Source organism: Mucilaginibacter aquaedulcis (genome assembly GCF_030409325.1).
GTDB classification, from domain to species: Bacteria; Bacteroidota; Bacteroidia; order Sphingobacteriales; family Sphingobacteriaceae; genus Mucilaginibacter; species Mucilaginibacter aquaedulcis.
In genome coordinates this window covers 100,410-118,197 of the sequence record NZ_JAUFPR010000008.1, presented here as the reverse complement: position 1 = coordinate 118,197, position 17,788 = coordinate 100,410, and the positions used below count along the sequence as shown (strand labels likewise).

Sequence of the window (17,788 nt, the reverse complement as noted above, 5' to 3'; positions counted from 1 at the left end):
AGATTTAGGATTCATAACCCTAAGGTCGGCAGTTCGATCCTGCTCCCCGCTACTGATAACGAGGCAGTTACATGAAAATGTTACTGCCTTCGTTGTTTTTGGTCATACAATGTTAATACACATTGGGTTTGAATGAAGTTAATTTGCGATTGCCGATATCCCTCTCGGCAGCAAATAAAAATACGGAAATTGCTCCACTGATGCCTAAAAAATTTGAATTATGTCTGATAATCAAAGGAGTTAAATGATGGGAATCTCGGCACGACAATTAGAGTAAAGTGCGCAAACCTTCTACATCAAAGTGGAAATAAATACTGAATGTACTTCCTAAAAGAAAATAATTACTGGCAAAACCGCAAAGTATTCCCGTCCGCATCAGTCACATAAAATTCCCGTCGACCCCAGCTCTGGTTGACCGGACCGATATGGACCGGCGAAATATTGCTGAAATACCACTTTATATTTTATCTCGCTGATTGGACGGGCTGAGATCTGCAGCCCGCGCTTTTCTTTAAATAGTTTAAACCGCTGATTAGGTCATCGCTGTAGCGATTAGGCTACAGCCGTAGCCGGTTGTAAGCGTGTCGCCGCCTGCAAACCGTATGGCACGGTTATTAGCCCATTTAGCTTATCAAATCAACAATTATGAAAACGACCGCCAAAACCGCTGTTTTGTTAAAATCATTCGACCTGCAATTGCTGGCTTTGCTGAAAAGCGATTTGCAGCAGCTTAAAGCTGTGAAAAAAGCAGCTTAAAATATTTATCTACATCCACCTGTGAAGGAAAAGCGGATTTGGCCGCTCTTTTTAATTAGTGTGATGAAAAACACTGATTAAAATGGAAAATCATAAAAAAATACTTGTCGTGGATGACGATGACGACATCCGCAATATGATATACCTGATCCTCGAAGGCGAGGGTTATGAGGTCAGCGAACTTGCTGACGGGCACAGCGTCAATAGCACTGTGGATGATTTTCATCCGGATGTGATCCTGCTGGATGTAATGCTGGGCGATATGGACGGCCGGGATATTTGCCGGGAACTTAAACTGGCAGCCGCTACCGAGGCGATACCGATCATTATGGTTTCGGCCAGTCACCAACAGGAAGTTCTAAAAGACGGGGGTTGCCGGGCCAATGATTACCTGGCCAAACCTTTCGATATTGACGTACTTATCCAAAAGGTCGGCTTTTACGCCGCCGCTTAATACGCAATCCATGAAAATCACCAAATACATCCATTCCTGTTTGCTTTTTGAAAAAGACGGTTTTAAATTATTATTCGATCCCGGCAAATTTTCCTTTGCGGAAGGTTTGGTCAAGCCTGACACCTTTGTAGATATCAACGCGGTGATCATCACCCATAACCACCCTGACCATATGGACACCGAAAACCTTCGCAAGATCATCGAGTTGAGCCAGGCGACCATCTATACCAACGCAGAGGTTTCCCAGGAACTTGAGGAAGCCGGCCTGGAAAGTATAATTGTCGAAGAAGGTGAAATGACGCTCGGGCATTTTCTGTTGCAGGTTATTAATGTTAAACATGAGCCTTTACTGGATAGTCCGGCACCTGATATGCAGGCATATGTCATTGATCAGCTTGTCCTTCATCCCGTAGATTCCTTTGATGAAAAATTAAATGAATATCAGGGTATTCCCCTACTGATCCTACCAATCATGGCGCCCTTTACTACCGAACTTGCGGTTGCCGGGTTTGCTGACCGGATCAAGCCGAAAGAGGTGATGCCGGTACACGACGGCTATGCGAAACCTTTCTTTTTAAAACAGCGGTATGAAAATTACACGGAACATTTTGAAAAGAACAATATTAAATTTTACAGTGCGGGAGAGCCGGGTGACGCTGTGGTGATCAGTCAAGAGTAAATGCTTTTAGTTCTTTAGGAAGAACCTTAAAATATCAAAAACTAAAATTTTAAACACAATCAACATGAAAGACAACACCATTGAGCGCAGAGATTTTTTAAAAAAATCTATAGCATTGAGCGCAGGCCTGACAGTAGCGGGCAGTATGCTAACATCTTTTAATGCCGAAGCAGCAACTGTTGTCGACAATCCAATGGCAGCCAACGAAAAAGAATTTCGTATGGGCGTAATCGGCCCGGCCGAATTATCTCTGGCGACTAGCCAAATCGCGGTGAATAAAGCCACCAACAAAAACGCGAAAGAATTTGCGGGTTTTGAACTCGGGGAAGCTATTGCGGTAACGGGCGTGCTGAAAGACCTGGGAACACCAGTACCGATGATGGATGCCAAAGCAAAAGCCACATTGGAAAAGATCAAGTCTACCCCGGCAGGTCCTGAATTTGACAAAGCCTATATCAAGGCGCAATTAGAGAACCACGAGTTTTTACGAGACCTCGCGCAAAACTACATCAGTAAAGGAAAAATGGCTGGTGCAGCTGAAAACCAGGGCAGACACTTGGCCACATTGTCACTTGCGGTATTTAAAGAGCATGTGGCCATTACGAGCCGGATATTAAAAGAATTGGGTGCTTAAAATTATTATTTAAATACTCAACATTTATAAGGCGGGACAAGGTCCCGCCTTTTTATTTGGTTTTTTCGCGGAGAAACAACGGCACCGAGTTTAAGTTAAGCGCTACAGGCAACTATTCGCCTGTCGGACAGGTAGTATTCCCTTAATTTTTTTATTGCGGCGCGGCAACGTGTTTTCACGGTGCCGAGCGGCATTTGCAGGGCGTCGGCCACTTCGGTATGTTTAAAGCCTTTGAAATAGATCAGTTCCAGTACCTGGCGTTCTTTGTCCGGCAGGTTAACGACTGCCGAGCGCACCAGTTTGAAGTCGGTGGGGTCAAACTGCGGGGACGCCTGCGCCAGTTCGCTGCCATATTCGGCCAGGTCCACGTGCAGCGCCTGCTGCCGGTAAACTTTTTTGCGGAGGGCATCGATGGCCATATTCCGTGCGAGGTTGACCACCCAAGTAAATAAACGGCCTTTTACGGCATCATATTTATCAAAAGTGTTCCAGATCTTAAGAAACAGTTCCTGTAAGATATCTTCTGCCACCATTTGGTCCGGAACAATCCTGCTGATGACCCCCATCAGCGAGCTTGCATACATGTCATATAATGCTTTAGCACCCAATTCGGTTTTTTCCTGTATTGCACGGATCAGCAGTTCTTCGCTGAGTTTGATTTTGCGTCTGGCCATGTTTTACTGGTGACCTTTAATCTGAATGGTTATCGGTGGGTCTGGCAAGCCGGATTAAAGATAAGTACGCAGGGGTCAGTCTGTTAGGATTAACAAGAATTCGGAAAAGTTGTTTGGCTGAATTCAAACGCTTTTGGGCGCCTGCTTACGCAAGTTCAGTAGCTTTAGGTTCAGCGGCCAAATAGTATCGGCGCTTGCAGTCAGCCTGCCGCCTCTAACCGTCGCGCCTAAAACGATAGCTCCTGATAGAAGCACAATGTTTTTGATAATGTACTGCCCGAGCAGAGTCGGTATAAAAAGCGCGCTGAACGTTTCGTGGGGGAAAAACCAGAGCGGCAAAAAAGTTCCCGCCATTTGTAAATAAAGAAGGCCAAGGGTCAGCGTCAGCCAGCGTCGGAATAATAGCCCTAAACCGATGGTGCACTCCCATACAGCCAGTACGGGTAGGGAAACGGTTGGCTTAACAGTGCCGAAAGTGAGTTTAAGGATGGTCCGGCCGGCAATCTCTTCAGCCGGGCTGATACCGTGAAAAAATTTAAGCACCCCGAACCATATAAACACCAGACCGAGCGAAATTCGCAGGATATTAAGGCCGTTTCTGGCCTTCCATTCGATGGAACCGCGCTCCAGGCGGATCAATTGTTGTACCAGCAGCCAATTTTTCATAGGTGTGTTTATAAGAACTACGCATACTTCGCCCTGCTGGATGCTGGAGTGCAAACTATTAGTTATTCTTTCCGGGAGTATGACTTAACTGATCTAATAGAAATTGATGCGAAAATATTCACGGATAGTTTATCTTTGATCATTTAATTAAACAACAAGCTTTCATGATAAAATTTGCACTGCTGGCCCGCCTCGAGGCCAAACCCGGAAAAGAACAGGAAGTCGCCGACTTCATCAAAAGCGCGCTGCCGCTGGCAGCGGCAGAATCGCAAACCATCAGCTGGTATGCGCTGCAGCTCGGCCCTTCGACCTTCGGCATCTTCGATACTTTTGAGACCGAAGAGGGCCGCCAGGCGCATTTGGGCGGACAGATCGCTGCTGCCTTAATGGCCAAAGCGCCTGAACTGCTGGCTGCCGACCCGGTGATTGAAAAGGTGGACATCCTAGCGGTTAAATAAAGAAAGGTCCGAATCTGTTGCTGGCCATGTTTTAGGGCGTTTTTGCCGCCTGTTTCAGAGTTCCATTTTAGTAGCGTCATATTCACAGCTGTTGGTATATTAAAATTAAATAACATGAAATAATAAATGAAAGCCTGCTTGGAGGGCGCATTGAGCTAAAGCGCCATAGCTAACACAAACGCAGCAGCTAAAGCCCCTGTTCAAGACAAAATGATGCACGACAAAATGAAGGATGGTTTCTAAGTAAGATTAATACTTGAAGTTATACTGGCAAAGTAACATCAAACGGGAAAGCTAACAATATTCAAGCCGGCAAGTGGTCCACCAGCCTGCTGTGGCAGGCTCCCCGTCGCGAGGTTGCCCATATCAACGGGTTGAAAGCCGAACGCTGATAACAGATCCGAAACGAGTGCTTTTGCATCCTGATCGTCACCGGCTACAAAAGCCATCCTTCGGCCATTTTCTACTTCCGGGTTCGCGTCTACCCATTTTTCAAAATAGTGATTTAAGGCTTTTACCAATTTTGTACCGGGCAAGTAACCCTTTACAATGCTACTGGAGGCTTTACCCTCCAGGTTCGCCAGTTCCATATTGTCTAGGAAGTGATTGGTGACATCAACCAGCACTTTACCTTTCAGGTCGGGCAGCGAGCCCGATACCACACGGACTTTTGACCAGGGTACCATTAGAAAGAAAACTTCTGCGTCCCCGACATCCTTTAAGTCAGCAGGTGAAGCCAGTTCACCAAGTTGTTTCGCTTTATCCTTTAGACTGTCTGCCCCGCGGCTATTGGTCAGTAAGACCGTTCGTTAGTCCCAGAACAGTAGACAACCACCGGGAATCACTGTTCATTAAACTTCAAGTTAAAACACGTGTGGGGTTGGTATTGTATGCTATAAGAAGCAACCTATTCAAAGTCAAGTAATTATTATACATTATATTTGTCGCTTAAATTCTCATAGTCATAACTCATTGTAAATATCAGAGTGATATGTACCATTTATGTCCGATTGATAATTCGTTATAAAAAATTATTTTCAAGGGAATCTATCTTGCATATTTAATCTATAAGGAGAGTTAATCACGCAATAAAGCCCAGCAACCTGCAAATGTTAAATTTTTTAACCTAAGTAGATAAATCACAATTTCAAAAAGAATGGAACTTTAATATTTCTGACTTGTCTTGGGTTTAGGGAAGAAATTGCCGTATATTTACATATCATTTTGAGTAAGTTGAGTCCTTTTGAGGGGGTCTCATTAGAGACCTGTTTTAAAAAAACACTATATATGGAGCATATAGGGGTAGAAAGTTGTTAAGTACAAACCCCTCCCTCTCCGCCAGAATACAACAAAATCAACTTAATAACTGGGTTTTGTTGTATTCCAATCCCCTCAGTTGTATAATGGCATAAACGACCTCCCCGCTGAAAACGAAGCGGCACAAGTATTCTATGATATCCAATGTTCTGGAAACGTAAAGAGCCTCAGAAAATGAATTTCTGAGGCTCTTTTTACCCAAGATGAAAATTTTAATTTACCTTAAGCTTATCAGCTGTTTTCAGGTAAACCTTTTTACCGCTTTCCGATACAGTGTATTGCCCGCCTTTAGGACCTAAATATATAGTCCGTCCCTTAGCATCTTTTCCTATGGCTTTATCTTCTGATTTATTTACACCTTCAGAAGCAGTTTTTGCAGCAGCGGTTTTAGTTTTGGTTGCCTTTTTAGCTACATCTTTAGCGTCATCTGCCTTTTTAGCTGTAGCAGTTTCGGTAGCTGCAGAAGCATCTGTAGCTGCATCTTTAGCTTTTTTATCAGCTTTGGTAATACTTGATTTTGCTTTTGCCTTAGATTTTTTCTTCAGCGAATCCGTTTTTTGAGCAAATGCGCTCGCACTTAATAAGATGAAGCACGAAAGCGCCAATGTGAATAGTTTTTTCATAAAAAAGAATAAGTTTTAAAATTGATTAAATGTGTTACAGAAAATTTATTCAGTTTGTAATAGGTTGCGGGTTTAGATACTTTTTAAACCTACATAAATTTGCAAATATTTTTTGATATGATGTACCTGATTATCAATAAATTTTGATGATTTTAATTATTTTTAAATAATATATATCTTGTTTATAAAATCAATTAAAATTATGGGAAAGTTTTTAACAAAAACAGGCAAAGACGGTCAACACTATTTTAATCTCGTTGCCACAAACGGTCAGGTAATTCTATCAAGCGAAGGCTATTCTTCTGCATCGGCCATGAATAACGGTATCGAATCAGTAAAAAAGAATGCCCCCGATGATGGCCGCTACGACAGGGAAACCTCAAAAAACGGCAAATACTATTTTAACCTCAAAGCCTCTAACGGCCAGGTTATTGGTAAAAGCGAAATGTATGAAAGCACTGCCGGCCGCGATAATGGTATTGAGTCGGTTAAAAAGAATGCACCGAATGCCCCCACTGTTGAAGAAGAATAAACAATTCATATTTACTATTCACGGCACTATGGTTTAAAACCGGTGCAATGAAGCTTATCAAAGATATAAAGGCCTGCAGGAAAATATTTTGCAGGCCTTTTTGTAAACAATCGTCCTTCAATTTGTCTGCTTTCGGATAAACTTTGACCATATTCGTATTCAACAAATACATAGGCAGCCATAATTTTGCAGGAATCGCGGATCATCTTAAATTAATCCAATGCCCCCGATATTAACTGATCTTATTGCCCAAAATCTGACGGTGATTTTTTGCGGAATTAACCCCGGTTTAAAATCTGCGTGGGACGGGCACCATTTTTCCGGACGAAGTAACCGGTTTTGGAAAGTTTTGCATCAGGCAGGTTTTACTCCGCACGAAATCGCACCAGTAAATGATGCATCCATACTTGATTTTGGCTATGGCTTAACTACTGCTGTTGCAAGGGCTACGGTTCGTGCAGATGAACTTTCAAAAGATGAATTTGCCGATTCTATTGAAGCCTTCAAGTTCAAAATGACACATTATAAGCCAAAGTACATTGCATTTTTAGGCAAGCCTGCCTACATCGCCTTTTCTGGTAAAAAACTGATTCAGTGGGGGCTTCAGGTTGAGGAGTTTTGCGGAGCAAGGGTATGGGTATTACCTAACCCAAGCGGCCTAAACCGGGGATTTACGCTGGCCGACCTTGTAACTCACTACAAGGAATTACACGAGGCTATATCCCCTATATAAAAACCACAAAATCAACAAGTTTAAATAAAAAAACAAGCTTTAATATTTAATAAACATTGCTTGTGCTTGCATCATTAAAAGGGTAATTTTATCTACTTTAAAATTGATATAGGTATGTAAGCTAAGCTGGCATATTTACACTATCAGGTGATAGCCCATAAAAGCTCTAAATAGCCTAAGATATCAACAGCCAATATTAAATGAGCAGGTATAACGCGTTTCAGTATGAAAGTCATATCCGTAAATGTAGGCCAGCCACAGGAAATTTCCTGGCGCGGTCAGATGGTGAGAACATCCGTTTACAAAACGCCTGTTGACGGACGTGTACGCATCAGAAAGCTCAATTTTGACGGCGATGCCCAGGCAGACCTTATAGGTCATGGAGGCGAACACCGTGCCGTAATGGTTTATCAGGCCGAATCATACCAATACTGGCGTGATACGCTCCAACGCCAGGATTTTGTTTACGGGCAATTTGGTGAAAATCTTACAGTAGAAGGATTGGCCGATAACGAGGTTTGTATTGGCGACCGTTTCCATATCGGTTCGGCTATTTTTGAGGTTACTCAGCCCCGGGTTACTTGCTGGCGCGTTGGCATCAGCACGGGTGTTCCGGAAATGCCTGCTTTACTTGTTAAACACAAACGGCCGGGGTTTTACTTCCGCGTTATACAGGAAGGTGATGTTGGCGCAGGGGATAAAATAGAAAAGATAGCAAACGGAGATCAAAAAATGAGCGTTGCCGAAATTGACGGCCTCCTTTATTTGAAAGATCATCCGGCAGATAAATTACAAAAGGCTTTAAAGATACCTGCACTTAGCAAGGCCTGGCAAGGTTCTTTTCATGATTTGCTCAACGCCGCTTTGCAAGGCGTAGCGAAGGGAAATGCAGGCCTGAGCGGTGCATCGGTACAACTTGCCTGGACCGGTTTTCGGCCATTTGTGGTACAACGCACTCAAACACAATGCGAAGGAGTACGCTCATTTGAACTTGCTACGCCCGATGGCAGCCCGATACCTTCCTTTTTACCGGGGCAGCACATCGCGGTTAAAATATATCCTACACCGGGGAGTGCTCCGCTGATACGCATGTACTCCCTTTGCGGAGCACAGGGTGCAACCAATTTACGCATTGCGGTAAAGCTGGAACCCAATGGCGCAGGGGGTACATACATGCATGAACACGTACATGATGGCGATACTTTAGAGATTAGTGCGCCGCGCGGCACTTTCACATTGGCCGAAGGTAAAGCCCCGTTAGTACTCCTGAGTGCAGGCGTGGGCATTACCCCATTATTAAGTATCCTGCATGAAGTTGCCTGTCACGATTCTAACCGCCCTATCTGGTGGATACATTCATGCAGGAACAAACTTTACGAAGCTTTTAGCGATGAGGTTAGATCTATCGGAATGCGGTTATCCGCATTTCACAGGGTGATGATATACAGCTCACCTAATGATCATGAACTTTGCGGCACCGACTATGATATTAAAGGCCATCTGAATTTGCAGCAATTACAAGCCCTGCAACTACCCAAAGAAAGTGAGTGTTACCTCTGCGGACCATCGGCTTATCTCCATAATATTACAGATGCGTTGAAAACTATCGGGATAGCAGACAATAAAATTAAATTCGAGCTATTTGGCAGCCAGCCGGAAGCGCTGGGAGCAAACGGAAAGGCTCCTCACCCACCAATAGAAAATACCGGCCATGGGCCATTGGTTACCTTTAGTAAAAGCAAAATATCATTTCGGTGGCATCCGCGCTTTGGTAGTTTACTGGAAGCGGCAGAGGCTTGTGATGTACCAGTTTTATGGTCGTGCCGCATGGGTGTTTGCCATCGTTGCGAAACAGGAATGATTGATGGGCAGGTTAACTACTCTCCCGATCCCCTCGACCTTCCTGCAGATGGTAATGTATTGCTTTGCTGTAGCATACCCATAAGCCCCGTTGATCTTGACCTGTAAATGGGCTTCAGTTAATATCCTTATTTAAACCGGGCTATGCACTGCGGTTAAATGTTCAGAAGGGCGGGTTTTGGTAACCTGGTAAAATGTGTTACTGAATGACGACAAACTCTGATAACCGCATAAAAAGGCTACCTCGGCCAGTGAATGCTCATTGGCAACAATTAGTTGAAATGCCTTTGCCATTCTTAACAACTTAAGATATTGAAGAAAAGAAACGTTAAGTGTTGATTGAAAAAACCGCGACAAGGTTCTCTCACTTACACCAAACCTTTGGCTGATACTTTGCAAAGTATGGCTTTCCGCAAGATTATCTTCCATGTAGGCCAAAATCTTCAACATTCGCTCATTCTCGGTAAATGGTAAAGCAACCGAAAGTATTTGATTACTTACCTGCGGCAGAATATTCTTGATACTTTGCAAAAACGCAAATGGTTCATCGCCGGGCAAAATATGCGCATTCCATTGCTCGGTGAATTTGATCATCTGGAAAAGCAGATCAGTTATCGGGTAGATCCCCACTTTAGTGTAAAATTCATTTCCCGCATCGCCATTGGTATGAAAAAACAGCGTTCTGCACTTTGTTGCCGAATGGCCTATGGTTATCGTATGCTCTACACCCGCAGGTATCCAGAAATAATGGCGCGCAGGTATCACGAACAGCTTTTCCCTGAATCTGATATAGCCAAGCCCACCCTCCACATAGGTGAGTTGATTTTTGGAGTGTTTATGAAAAGGGATATACTTTTCGCATTTTTCATGCATTACAAATATCGAATCGTCACGTAATTCGATTTCTTCAAGAGACGCTGGTAAACTCATTTTATTACTTTGTCTAATATCCGAATTACCTGCTGGTTACCCGTCATATAGCGGTAAACAATGTAAGCACTTATTCATTCAATTCTTCATCCAAACGCCTTTATGGCCGGAATCATCAAAACTTTGACCATTATCGAAATTTAAAAATAGACTGACTGGTCTAAATTTGTAATTAACGTTAAAAAAGAGATACGAGAATACGTCAATTCAACAAGTTCAGGGCATAAACAGACCGTTTTAAATAATAGTATAGGCATAAGTTAAAATTCAACTATGGAAACCACACCCCAGCAAATAGTAACAGCAATATCTACAAGCGAAATAAAACAAGTATCCGGATCAGTAGCCATATTAGAGGCTCTGGTTGCCGAAGGCGTTGACGTTATTTTTGGCGTACCGGGAGGTGCTACAATAGCTATATATGACGCCTTATTTGATTATAGCGAAAAACTAAAACACATTTTGGTGAGGCACGAACAGGGAGCTATTCACGCCAGCCAAGGGTATGCCCGTACATCGGGGAAAGTTGGCGTTGCCCTGGCCACCAGCGGCCCCGGCGCAACCAACATGATAACCGGTATTGCTGATGCCATGATTGATAGTACCCCTGTGGTTTGTATAACCGGCCAGGTTTACGCCCACCTGTTAGGAAGCGACGCATTTCAAGAAACAGACATCGTTAACATGTCCAGCCAGATAACTAAATGGAACTACCAAATAACTGATGCTACCGAAATTCCATCGGTGTTGGCCAAGGCCTTTTACATTGCCCGGAGCGGCCGCCCGGGACCTGTGTTAATTGATATAACCAAAAACGCTCAACTGCAAATGTTTGATTACAAAGGTTACACCAAATGTGATCATATACGCAGCTACAGGCCAAAGCCAATTGTGCGACCAAGCTATATTGAACAAGCCGCCGAACTAATTAACCAGGCCCAGAGGCCAATGGTATTATTGGGTCAGGGTGTAATATTAGGGGGCGCGGAGGCTGAATTTAAAGCATTTATCGAAAAATCCGGAATCCCTTACGCATGGACAGTTTTAGGCGCCGGTGCCATTCCAAGTGATCATCCCCTTAATGTGGGTATGCTGGGCATGCATGGCAATTACGCGCCAAATATGCTAACCAACCAAACTGATGTGCTGATTGCTATCGGAATGCGCTTTGACGACAGGGTTACCGGCCGGTTAGATAAATATGCTAAACAGGCAAAAGTAGTTCACCTGGATATTGACCCTTCTGAAATAGATAAGAATATCAAAGCAACAGTGCCCGTTTGGGGCGATTGCAAGGAGACCCTGCCTATGCTAACTGCTTTGATTGAAAAGAAGCAACATACAGATTGGCTGGCCAGATTTCAGGCCTATTACCAGGATGAACTTGAGCTGGTTATTTACCCGGAACTAAACCCCACATCCGGAGAAATAACTATGGGCGAAGTTATACGGCACCTGAATGATATTACCAACGGCGAAGCTGTTATTGTAACAGATGTGGGCCAGAATCAGATGGTTGCCAGTCGTTACTCTAAACTAAATAAAACCCGCAGCAATGTAACCAGCGGCGGATTAGGCACAATGGGCTTTGCCTTGCCTGCGGCCATTGGCGCTAAATACGGAGCACCCGAACGAACTGTAATTACAATTGCCGGAGATGGAGGGTTTCAAATGACGTTACAGGAGTTAGGCACCATTATGCAAAACAAAATAGATGTGAAGATCATCGTTTTAAATAACCGCTTTTTGGGAATGATACGCCAATGGCAGGAGTTGTTTAACGATAGCAGGTATTCGTTTTCGGATCTTGAGAGCCCTGATTTTGTGACTTTAGCAACATCTTACAAAATTGCATCAAAGCGCGTAGCTGACCGTGAAGAACTTCCGGCGGCATTAAACGAAATGATGAATAGTAAGGGATCGTTTTTGCTGGAAGTAATGGTGACCAAAGAAAACAACGTTTTCCCGATGGTAGCCCAGGGATGCAGTTTAAGTGAGATCAGGCTTAAATAATGAAGAACATGCAAAACGAGGAGATAAATAAACAGGAATTTAACATCACCCTGTATACCGAAAATCATGTTGGGCTGTTAAGTCAGGTAGCCTCCATCTTTACACGCCGCAAAATAAATATTGAAAGCCTTAACACATCACCATCAGAGGTTGAGGGTATCTATCGCTTTAATGTAGTGATCATTGAAACGGATGAGCTGATGAATAAACTCATTCGCCATCTGGAAAAATTAAACGGTGTAATTAAGGCTTACTATCATTCAAACAATGATGTTATATGGCAGGAAATGGCCCTATATAAAATGCCAACAAGTATTATTGAAGAGCAGTTAAACGTTGAACGCCTGTTACGGAGATATGGAGCCAGGGTTGTGGTAATCAGAAAGGATTATACCGTATTTGAAGCTTCCGGCCACCGCGAGGAAACCGATAACCTGATAACCCTTTTGCAGCCTTACGGCCTTATTGAGTTTGTGCGCAGCGCAAGAGTGGCAATTATAAAAAAGAGCGATGGCTTTAATAGCAAACTAAAAGAGTTTGAAAGGTTAAACCCGTTGCCCGATGCATATTCGGAACATTTCTTAAATGAAATTACCAAAGGACTAATTGTTTGAGTGTTTGATGATGATGATAGATTGAAATGTATCTGCCCCTGTAATTCGGGGGCAGAGCATTCAATCATGTAGCATCCCTTTAGTTGTTACCAAATAATCACTGGTAAGCACATCCATTCTGCGAAAACAGCAGAAAATTTAATTTTAGTATTTTTGTAAATGAAGGAATCTGCAGCTAAAACAAAAATCCTTAATGTTGCTTCACGGTTATTTTATGAACAGGGATACAATGCTACCGGTATAAATCAAATCATTGATGAGGCTGATATAGCCCGGGGTTCTCTCTATAATCATTTTCCTTCAAAAAAAGACCTGCTTTCCGCATATATTGAACAAGCCGAAAACCTTTGGTTTACCGCTTTGGAAGAATATCTTTCACCGATTAAAGACCCGAGATCCAAATTACTTTCCATATTTGATTTTCGCGAACAAGAGCAGTTTAAAACCGACTTCCGTGGCTGCCAGTTTGCCAAAGTAGTTGCAGAATTGACCAAAGACGATCTGAAGATATACGAACAGGTTAGCCACGAAAAGGATAAACTAAAGCAGTATATCAAAAGTTTGTTAGTTCAGATACATTTAAAAAGCCCGGCAGCATTAACCCTCGATATGATTGCCGAAGCCATCTTTTTACTCCTCGAAGGATCAACTGTTGCAGCAAGCTTATACAAGGGCGAAGCCTCTATTAAAAATGCAAAAATAATAGCTGCCTCGCTCCTCATATAGCTCATCAATTAAAACAACAAAGATCATAAATTCTTAAAGGACGGAACCAGCATCCGCTTATTCCAATGTGTTACCGTTTTACCTATAGCCGGAATAATCAGGATGAGGACGGAGATAGCTATAAGTACTATGGCAAATAGCACAAAGATTGCACGGTTTGTTAATAACTGGCTCTGCTGCGTTAAACTTTGCCATACCGCTCCATTTGCCAACCCCGATGCCTGTTCGGCCGTAAATCCTTTTGACATGTAAAGCGACTTGTAGGCATTCAAGCGTATAACTGTATTTTGACTATCTGCCGTGATATACCCCAGAAAACCCTCCTTAAAATATTGATTGAAATATAACTGCAGGTTATAAAACCCGGCAGATGAGTTTGCAGTAGCAGTAAAACGTGTACAGGCTGCAAGTACCATCCCACTTACTCCCGCTCCGGAAGCCGACGAAAGCACATAGATCATAATAGGAATAAACAAAAGCCCCGAAGCAGCACCCTGCACAAAAACAGGCAGCAGCAGGTTGGTAAATGACATATCTGGTGTTAATATAAAGCTCATCCATATATTGAACCCACCCAACATTGCAAAGCCAATTATCAAAAGCACTCTGATGGTAACCTTTTCTGCCAGCAGCAGCCTGATAGCCAAAACTAACAAACCTATCATTCCGGCTATATTACACAGGCCTAATATAATAACCTGCAGGGCGCTCCATTTCAAGATCCCGCCGGCGTAACCATATACCAGGCTAATGCTATCCTTACAGCCATAATAAATTGCCAGCAAACAAATACCCATTACAAAGTTTCGCGATTTAAATACACTGAGATGAACCACCGGCCTCTTGATGATGCTTTGTCTGTAAAAAAATAATACGGAACCTATTACAGCCGCAGTAGTACTATACCGTATGCGGGGATCGGCAAACCAATAGTATTTTGAGCCATATACAATAGTATAAGCAACAGAAAGCGCGCTGAAGGCGAATATCACCATGCCCCCCCAATCAATCTGATATAGTGGATAGCGCTTATGTACCGACTTTTGTTTTAACATCAGCAAAGTCATGAACATCGTTATCAGCTGAAACATGATCAGGTAATAATAGGTAACCTTCCAATCGGCCGATTCCAGCACTATCCCAGCGAGCAAACCAATCAATACGGTATGGCTAAGCAGCGTTCCATAAAACACGGCCGGAGCTATCTTCTGCGCGCGATCTGAGGGTAAACGGGTAAATATCAGCAACAAGGCAAACACAATAACATTACCTGTTACCAGTCCCTGAAAAAACCTCACTATCAAAAACAAAGTAATATCCTGTAGATGCAAACAAATAAAATTGAGCAATAAAGCCACCATCATACTTGTTAACAAATAGCTCCGGGTTTGAAAGTATCTGAAAAACCTAAATTGCACCGGTAAAACAGTAATAATACCGGCATATGTTGCAAATAAGGCAAACGAAATATCTTCGGGCTGTGCACCAAGCGCACTAACCATATAGCCCTGAGTAAGTACAAACATGCCCAACTGCACCAGGCTTGATAACAGAACCAGGAACAAAGCTATACGCACTCCCCAGTGCCAGCCTGTTATCCAATCTTTAAAATATGCTGATTTCATGATTATGACCTCTTTTTTACAGCAACGCTAACGTTCATGCCTGGTACCACGTTGCTGGTATGTTCATCTGCAAACTCAATTTTTACCGGTACCCGCTGAATGATCTTTACGAAATTTCCGGTTGAATTATCAGGTGGCAAAAGCGAGAAACGTGCCCCGGTAGAGCCCGCTATAGCCATGATCTTGCCATGAAATACTTTGCCATCAATTGCGTCAACCCTAATCTCTACAGGCTGCCCTACATACATGCCGGCTACCTGTGTTTCTTTATAATTCGCAGTTATCCACTTTTCACTTTCATTAATGATGCTTACCAATGGTTGCCCCGGCTGTATCTGCTGGCCTTCTAAAATGTTTTTACGTCCCAGCCTGCCTGAGTATGGCGCACGGATAATGGTATATGATAAATTAAGCCTGGCCAGTTCCAGTGCTGCTTGTTTACGCTTAATATCTGCCTGTAATAAGGCAAAATGCGTTTTAAGCTCTGCTATGCGTGCCTCGTTGGTACGCAGGGAATTTTTTGCGGCACTGTAATCACTTTCGGCCACATCATAATGTGCTTGTACTTGCTCCAGATCGGCACCAGTGGCAGCTTCTTCTTTCACCAGGTTTACGTACCGTTTTATATCCTGTTGCTGTTGCACATACCGGGCATGTGCCCCATTGATCTGATCCTGGTTAACACTGGTACCGGTTTCGGCCGAGCGGATGCTTGCTGTAAGTACGGTTAGCTGCGCGTGTGCATCTTCAATAGCTGCTTCTGCAGCCTCCAGTTGAGCGCGGTATTCTCTGTCGTCCAGTACAACAAGTGTATCACCCTGTTTAACCAACTGATGCTCGTTAAACAAAACCTTTTGTATATAACCTCCGGCGCGCGCCGAAACCGGATTAATGTATGATTCAACCTGGGCATCGTTAGTTTCTTCATAATGTTCACTGTATTTCCAGTATTGGAAAAAATATACGATTCCCGCAAGGAGCAAGATCACTGCCGCGGCTGTGATTACGATGTTCCCCGGATGTATTTTATGATTTTCTTTTTTCATTGTTTTAAATATTGTGTTGGTTTATAAATTTCCGCTGGTATAAAGAATATGGTAATAAATAGCCAGGGCATCGGTTTGTGCCCTTACCAAATTAAATCTTGATTCCTGGTACAGGTTATCCGCATCCAGAAGGTCTGTTAATAAGGCAAGCTGATTTAAGTATTTGTTATTTACGATACGATAGTTTACCTCGGCCTGCTCAACAGAATGCTCATTAACGGAGATACGTGTGAGCGCTTCACCATATTTGATATAGTAAGATTTGATCTCTGTATGTACATTATCGGTATAAGCTGCCTGCTGTATTTCAAGCTCTTTTACCCGTAACTTACCGGCCGCTACCTTACTTTTATTGTGGTATAACGATGATATGTTATACTGCGCCTTCAAGCCCACGAAACCGAGTGCATAAGCCTGATTAACCGGTGGAAAAACTAAAAAGTTAGGATAATTAATTCCGTATGCGGTATAAAAGCTTAAAGTGGGCTTGTTATTACTTTGAACACCTCTTAACCTGGCGCGTTGCAGCTCAACGTTTTCTGCTGCTCTTTGTACGCTGTACGATGACACTCCTGCAGCCTCAATAAACGGCAGCAGCGAACTACTCTCGGGTTTAGTCATCCCGGCAGAATCAGCAGGGGCTATCCGTACAGAATCCGGCACATTCATTAAAACATCCAGTTTCTGATTAGCTATAGCAATATCATTTTCGTTTTGTTGTAAAGAGAGTTCAACATTTGATAGCGTAACCTCGGCCCGCAGCACATCACTCCTGGTAACTTTTTGATTTTTATAGAGTGAGTTAATATTTTTTAACCTGCTTTGCGCCCGTTTAAGCTGGTCAAGGATAAATTTCTGCAGATCATTAAGCTTTACCAGATCCAGGTATTGACTGGCTGTTTGTAAAGCAATATTTCCAGACTGATCACGTGCATTCAGACCGGCCAGTTTAAAACGCGAGGTTTCTTCCTTTTGCAATGCTTTTAATTTGCCCCCGCCATAAATGTTAAATAAAGCATCAACACCTAATGCCGCGGCATTTTTGGTTGGCGGTAATGGGATGGTGGTTGAATGGCTTAGCCCCTGCGAAAACAAGGTAAGGTCAGAAAAACGCTGATATGAGCTATTCACATTAACTGTTGGTAACGCGGCATCATATGCATCTTTACGATCTTCGCCAGCGGCGTTTTCCTCAATGCTGGCAGCCTTTATCCATTTATTCTGATCCTTGGCAAATTGTACTGCCTCGGTAAGACTTAATTTATAGCCATTGCCAGGTTGTGCCTGTGCGCTCGCAAACGTTGTACTTAACATAAGCAGCGTCATGGATACAGCAGCCATAAAATATGACTTTCTGTAATAGTAGATATAGTTATACATGATTTCTTTGTGCTAATTGATTATGATCCTCAAGGGTTGGGATCAATATGAAGCAGCGTATTATCCGC

Annotated in this window: 19 protein-coding genes; 11 read left to right on the top strand and 8 right to left on the bottom strand. The window is 43.1% G+C overall.

Annotation, left to right across the window (positions count from 1 at the left end):
- Positions 1 to 865 precede the first annotated feature (865 nt).
- The 3 genes from QWZ01_RS24520 (at position 866) to QWZ01_RS24510 (ending at position 2,523) form a co-directional block, all read left to right on the top strand.
- Positions 866 to 1,210: a response regulator gene (locus tag QWZ01_RS24520; RefSeq protein WP_290328147.1), complete on the top strand. Its 345-nt coding sequence runs from the start codon at positions 866 to 868 to the stop codon at positions 1,208 to 1,210.
- Positions 1,211 to 1,220: 10 nt separating this feature from the next.
- Positions 1,221 to 1,889 carry an MBL fold metallo-hydrolase gene (locus QWZ01_RS24515; RefSeq protein ID WP_290328144.1) on the top strand — a complete coding sequence of 223 codons (669 nt, stop codon included), beginning with the start codon at positions 1,221 to 1,223 and terminating at the stop codon, positions 1,887 to 1,889.
- A 64-nt stretch (positions 1,890 to 1,953) separates the two neighbouring features.
- A complete protein-coding gene (locus tag QWZ01_RS24510) occupies positions 1,954 to 2,523 on the top strand; it encodes a DUF4142 domain-containing protein (protein ID WP_290328142.1) in 570 nt (189 codons plus the stop codon).
- A gap of 95 nt (positions 2,524 to 2,618) precedes the next feature.
- Here the strand turns inward: QWZ01_RS24510 and QWZ01_RS24505 are convergent, their stop codons facing one another.
- Positions 2,619 to 3,197 carry an RNA polymerase sigma factor gene (locus tag QWZ01_RS24505; protein WP_290328141.1) on the bottom strand — a complete coding sequence of 193 codons (579 nt, stop codon included), beginning with the start codon at positions 3,195 to 3,197 and terminating at the stop codon, positions 2,619 to 2,621.
- A 123-nt stretch (positions 3,198 to 3,320) separates the two neighbouring features.
- Positions 3,321 to 3,863 (bottom strand): hypothetical protein, encoded by a 543-nt coding sequence (locus tag QWZ01_RS24500; protein WP_290328139.1) that lies wholly within the window; start codon positions 3,861 to 3,863, stop codon positions 3,321 to 3,323.
- 164 nt (positions 3,864 to 4,027) lie between these two features.
- Here QWZ01_RS24500 and QWZ01_RS24495 point away from each other — a divergent pair, with 164 nt between their 5' ends.
- Entirely contained in the window at positions 4,028 to 4,321 is a 294-nt protein-coding gene (locus tag QWZ01_RS24495; protein WP_290328137.1) for a putative quinol monooxygenase, read from the top strand.
- A gap of 281 nt (positions 4,322 to 4,602) precedes the next feature.
- On the opposite strand, the gene QWZ01_RS24490 is transcribed toward QWZ01_RS24495, so the two are convergent.
- The gene (locus tag QWZ01_RS24490) at positions 4,603 to 5,118 is read right to left on the bottom strand and encodes an NADPH-dependent F420 reductase (RefSeq protein WP_290328745.1); all 516 of its coding nucleotides are present in this window, start codon (positions 5,116 to 5,118) and stop codon (positions 4,603 to 4,605) included.
- On the opposite strand from QWZ01_RS24490, the gene QWZ01_RS24485 reads away from it, so the two are divergent.
- Positions 5,052 to 5,246: a LuxR C-terminal-related transcriptional regulator gene (locus tag QWZ01_RS24485; protein ID WP_290328135.1), complete on the top strand. Its 195-nt coding sequence runs from the start codon at positions 5,052 to 5,054 to the stop codon at positions 5,244 to 5,246. The genes QWZ01_RS24490 and QWZ01_RS24485 overlap by 67 nt on opposite strands.
- Positions 5,247 to 5,850: 604 nt before the next feature.
- On the opposite strand, the gene QWZ01_RS24480 is transcribed toward QWZ01_RS24485, so the two are convergent.
- Entirely contained in the window at positions 5,851 to 6,261 is a 411-nt protein-coding gene (locus QWZ01_RS24480) for a hypothetical protein (RefSeq protein WP_290328133.1), read from the bottom strand.
- A gap of 202 nt (positions 6,262 to 6,463) precedes the next feature.
- On the opposite strand from QWZ01_RS24480, the gene QWZ01_RS24475 reads away from it, so the two are divergent.
- The 3 genes from QWZ01_RS24475 (at position 6,464) to QWZ01_RS24465 (ending at position 9,494) form a co-directional block, all read left to right on the top strand.
- Positions 6,464 to 6,793 carry a YegP family protein gene (locus QWZ01_RS24475; protein ID WP_290328131.1) on the top strand — a complete coding sequence of 110 codons (330 nt, stop codon included), beginning with the start codon at positions 6,464 to 6,466 and terminating at the stop codon, positions 6,791 to 6,793.
- 220 nt (positions 6,794 to 7,013) lie between these two features.
- A complete protein-coding gene (gene mug / locus QWZ01_RS24470; RefSeq protein ID WP_290328129.1) occupies positions 7,014 to 7,526 on the top strand; it encodes a G/U mismatch-specific DNA glycosylase in 513 nt (170 codons plus the stop codon).
- Between the two features lie 225 nt (positions 7,527 to 7,751).
- Positions 7,752 to 9,494 (top strand): MOSC and FAD-binding oxidoreductase domain-containing protein, encoded by a 1,743-nt coding sequence (locus QWZ01_RS24465; protein ID WP_290328127.1) that lies wholly within the window; start codon positions 7,752 to 7,754, stop codon positions 9,492 to 9,494.
- Positions 9,495 to 9,518: 24 nt separating this feature from the next.
- On the opposite strand, the gene QWZ01_RS24460 is transcribed toward QWZ01_RS24465, so the two are convergent.
- Entirely contained in the window at positions 9,519 to 10,316 is a 798-nt protein-coding gene (locus QWZ01_RS24460; RefSeq protein ID WP_290328125.1) for an AraC family transcriptional regulator, read from the bottom strand.
- A gap of 273 nt (positions 10,317 to 10,589) precedes the next feature.
- Here QWZ01_RS24460 and ilvB point away from each other — a divergent pair, with 273 nt between their 5' ends.
- From ilvB to QWZ01_RS24445, 3 genes are all read left to right on the top strand, one after another.
- Positions 10,590 to 12,329, top strand: coding sequence for a biosynthetic-type acetolactate synthase large subunit (gene ilvB / locus QWZ01_RS24455; protein ID WP_290328123.1), 1,740 nt, complete (start codon positions 10,590 to 10,592; stop codon positions 12,327 to 12,329).
- On the top strand, positions 12,329 to 12,943 hold the full coding sequence (ilvN, locus tag QWZ01_RS24450) for an acetolactate synthase small subunit (protein WP_290328121.1): 615 nt from the start codon (positions 12,329 to 12,331) through the stop codon (positions 12,941 to 12,943). The genes ilvB and ilvN overlap by 1 nt, the downstream gene beginning before the upstream one ends.
- Before the next feature lie 159 nt (positions 12,944 to 13,102).
- Positions 13,103 to 13,669, top strand: coding sequence for a TetR/AcrR family transcriptional regulator (locus QWZ01_RS24445; RefSeq protein WP_290328118.1), 567 nt, complete (start codon positions 13,103 to 13,105; stop codon positions 13,667 to 13,669).
- Between the two features lie 23 nt (positions 13,670 to 13,692).
- Here QWZ01_RS24445 and QWZ01_RS24440 read toward each other — a convergent pair whose 3' ends face one another.
- The 3 genes from QWZ01_RS24440 to QWZ01_RS24430 are packed head-to-tail and all read right to left on the bottom strand — an operon-like array spanning position 13,693 to position 17,720.
- Entirely contained in the window at positions 13,693 to 15,294 is a 1,602-nt protein-coding gene (locus QWZ01_RS24440) for an MFS transporter (RefSeq protein WP_290328116.1), read from the bottom strand.
- A gap of 2 nt (positions 15,295 to 15,296) precedes the next feature.
- Positions 15,297 to 16,340 carry an HlyD family secretion protein gene (locus QWZ01_RS24435; protein WP_290328114.1) on the bottom strand — a complete coding sequence of 348 codons (1,044 nt, stop codon included), beginning with the start codon at positions 16,338 to 16,340 and terminating at the stop codon, positions 15,297 to 15,299.
- A gap of 21 nt (positions 16,341 to 16,361) precedes the next feature.
- Positions 16,362 to 17,720, bottom strand: coding sequence for a TolC family protein (locus tag QWZ01_RS24430; protein ID WP_290328112.1), 1,359 nt, complete (start codon positions 17,718 to 17,720; stop codon positions 16,362 to 16,364).
- Positions 17,721 to 17,788: the final 68 nt, after the last annotated feature.

Coding starts and splice junctions, on each gene's coding strand:
- QWZ01_RS24515 (WP_290328144.1), top strand. CDS start 1,221: ATGAAAATCACCAAATACATCCATTCCTGTTTGCTTTTTGAAAAAGAC.
- QWZ01_RS24510 (WP_290328142.1), top strand. CDS start 1,954: ATGAAAGACAACACCATTGAGCGCAGAGATTTTTTAAAAAAATCTATA.
- QWZ01_RS24505 (WP_290328141.1), bottom strand. CDS start 3,197: ATGGCCAGACGCAAAATCAAACTCAGCGAAGAACTGCTGATCCGTGCA.
- QWZ01_RS24500 (WP_290328139.1), bottom strand. CDS start 3,863: ATGAAAAATTGGCTGCTGGTACAACAATTGATCCGCCTGGAGCGCGGT.
- QWZ01_RS24495 (WP_290328137.1), top strand. CDS start 4,028: ATGATAAAATTTGCACTGCTGGCCCGCCTCGAGGCCAAACCCGGAAAA.
- QWZ01_RS24480 (WP_290328133.1), bottom strand. CDS start 6,261: ATGAAAAAACTATTCACATTGGCGCTTTCGTGCTTCATCTTATTAAGT.
- QWZ01_RS24475 (WP_290328131.1), top strand. CDS start 6,464: ATGGGAAAGTTTTTAACAAAAACAGGCAAAGACGGTCAACACTATTTT.
- mug (WP_290328129.1), top strand. CDS start 7,014: ATGCCCCCGATATTAACTGATCTTATTGCCCAAAATCTGACGGTGATT.
- QWZ01_RS24465 (WP_290328127.1), top strand. CDS start 7,752: ATGAAAGTCATATCCGTAAATGTAGGCCAGCCACAGGAAATTTCCTGG.
- QWZ01_RS24460 (WP_290328125.1), bottom strand. CDS start 10,316: ATGAGTTTACCAGCGTCTCTTGAAGAAATCGAATTACGTGACGATTCG.
- ilvB (WP_290328123.1), top strand. CDS start 10,590: ATGGAAACCACACCCCAGCAAATAGTAACAGCAATATCTACAAGCGAA.
- ilvN (WP_290328121.1), top strand. CDS start 12,329: ATGAAGAACATGCAAAACGAGGAGATAAATAAACAGGAATTTAACATC.
- QWZ01_RS24445 (WP_290328118.1), top strand. CDS start 13,103: ATGAAGGAATCTGCAGCTAAAACAAAAATCCTTAATGTTGCTTCACGG.
- QWZ01_RS24440 (WP_290328116.1), bottom strand. CDS start 15,294: ATGAAATCAGCATATTTTAAAGATTGGATAACAGGCTGGCACTGGGGA.
- QWZ01_RS24435 (WP_290328114.1), bottom strand. CDS start 16,340: ATGAAAAAAGAAAATCATAAAATACATCCGGGGAACATCGTAATCACA.
- QWZ01_RS24430 (WP_290328112.1), bottom strand. CDS start 17,720: ATGTATAACTATATCTACTATTACAGAAAGTCATATTTTATGGCTGCT.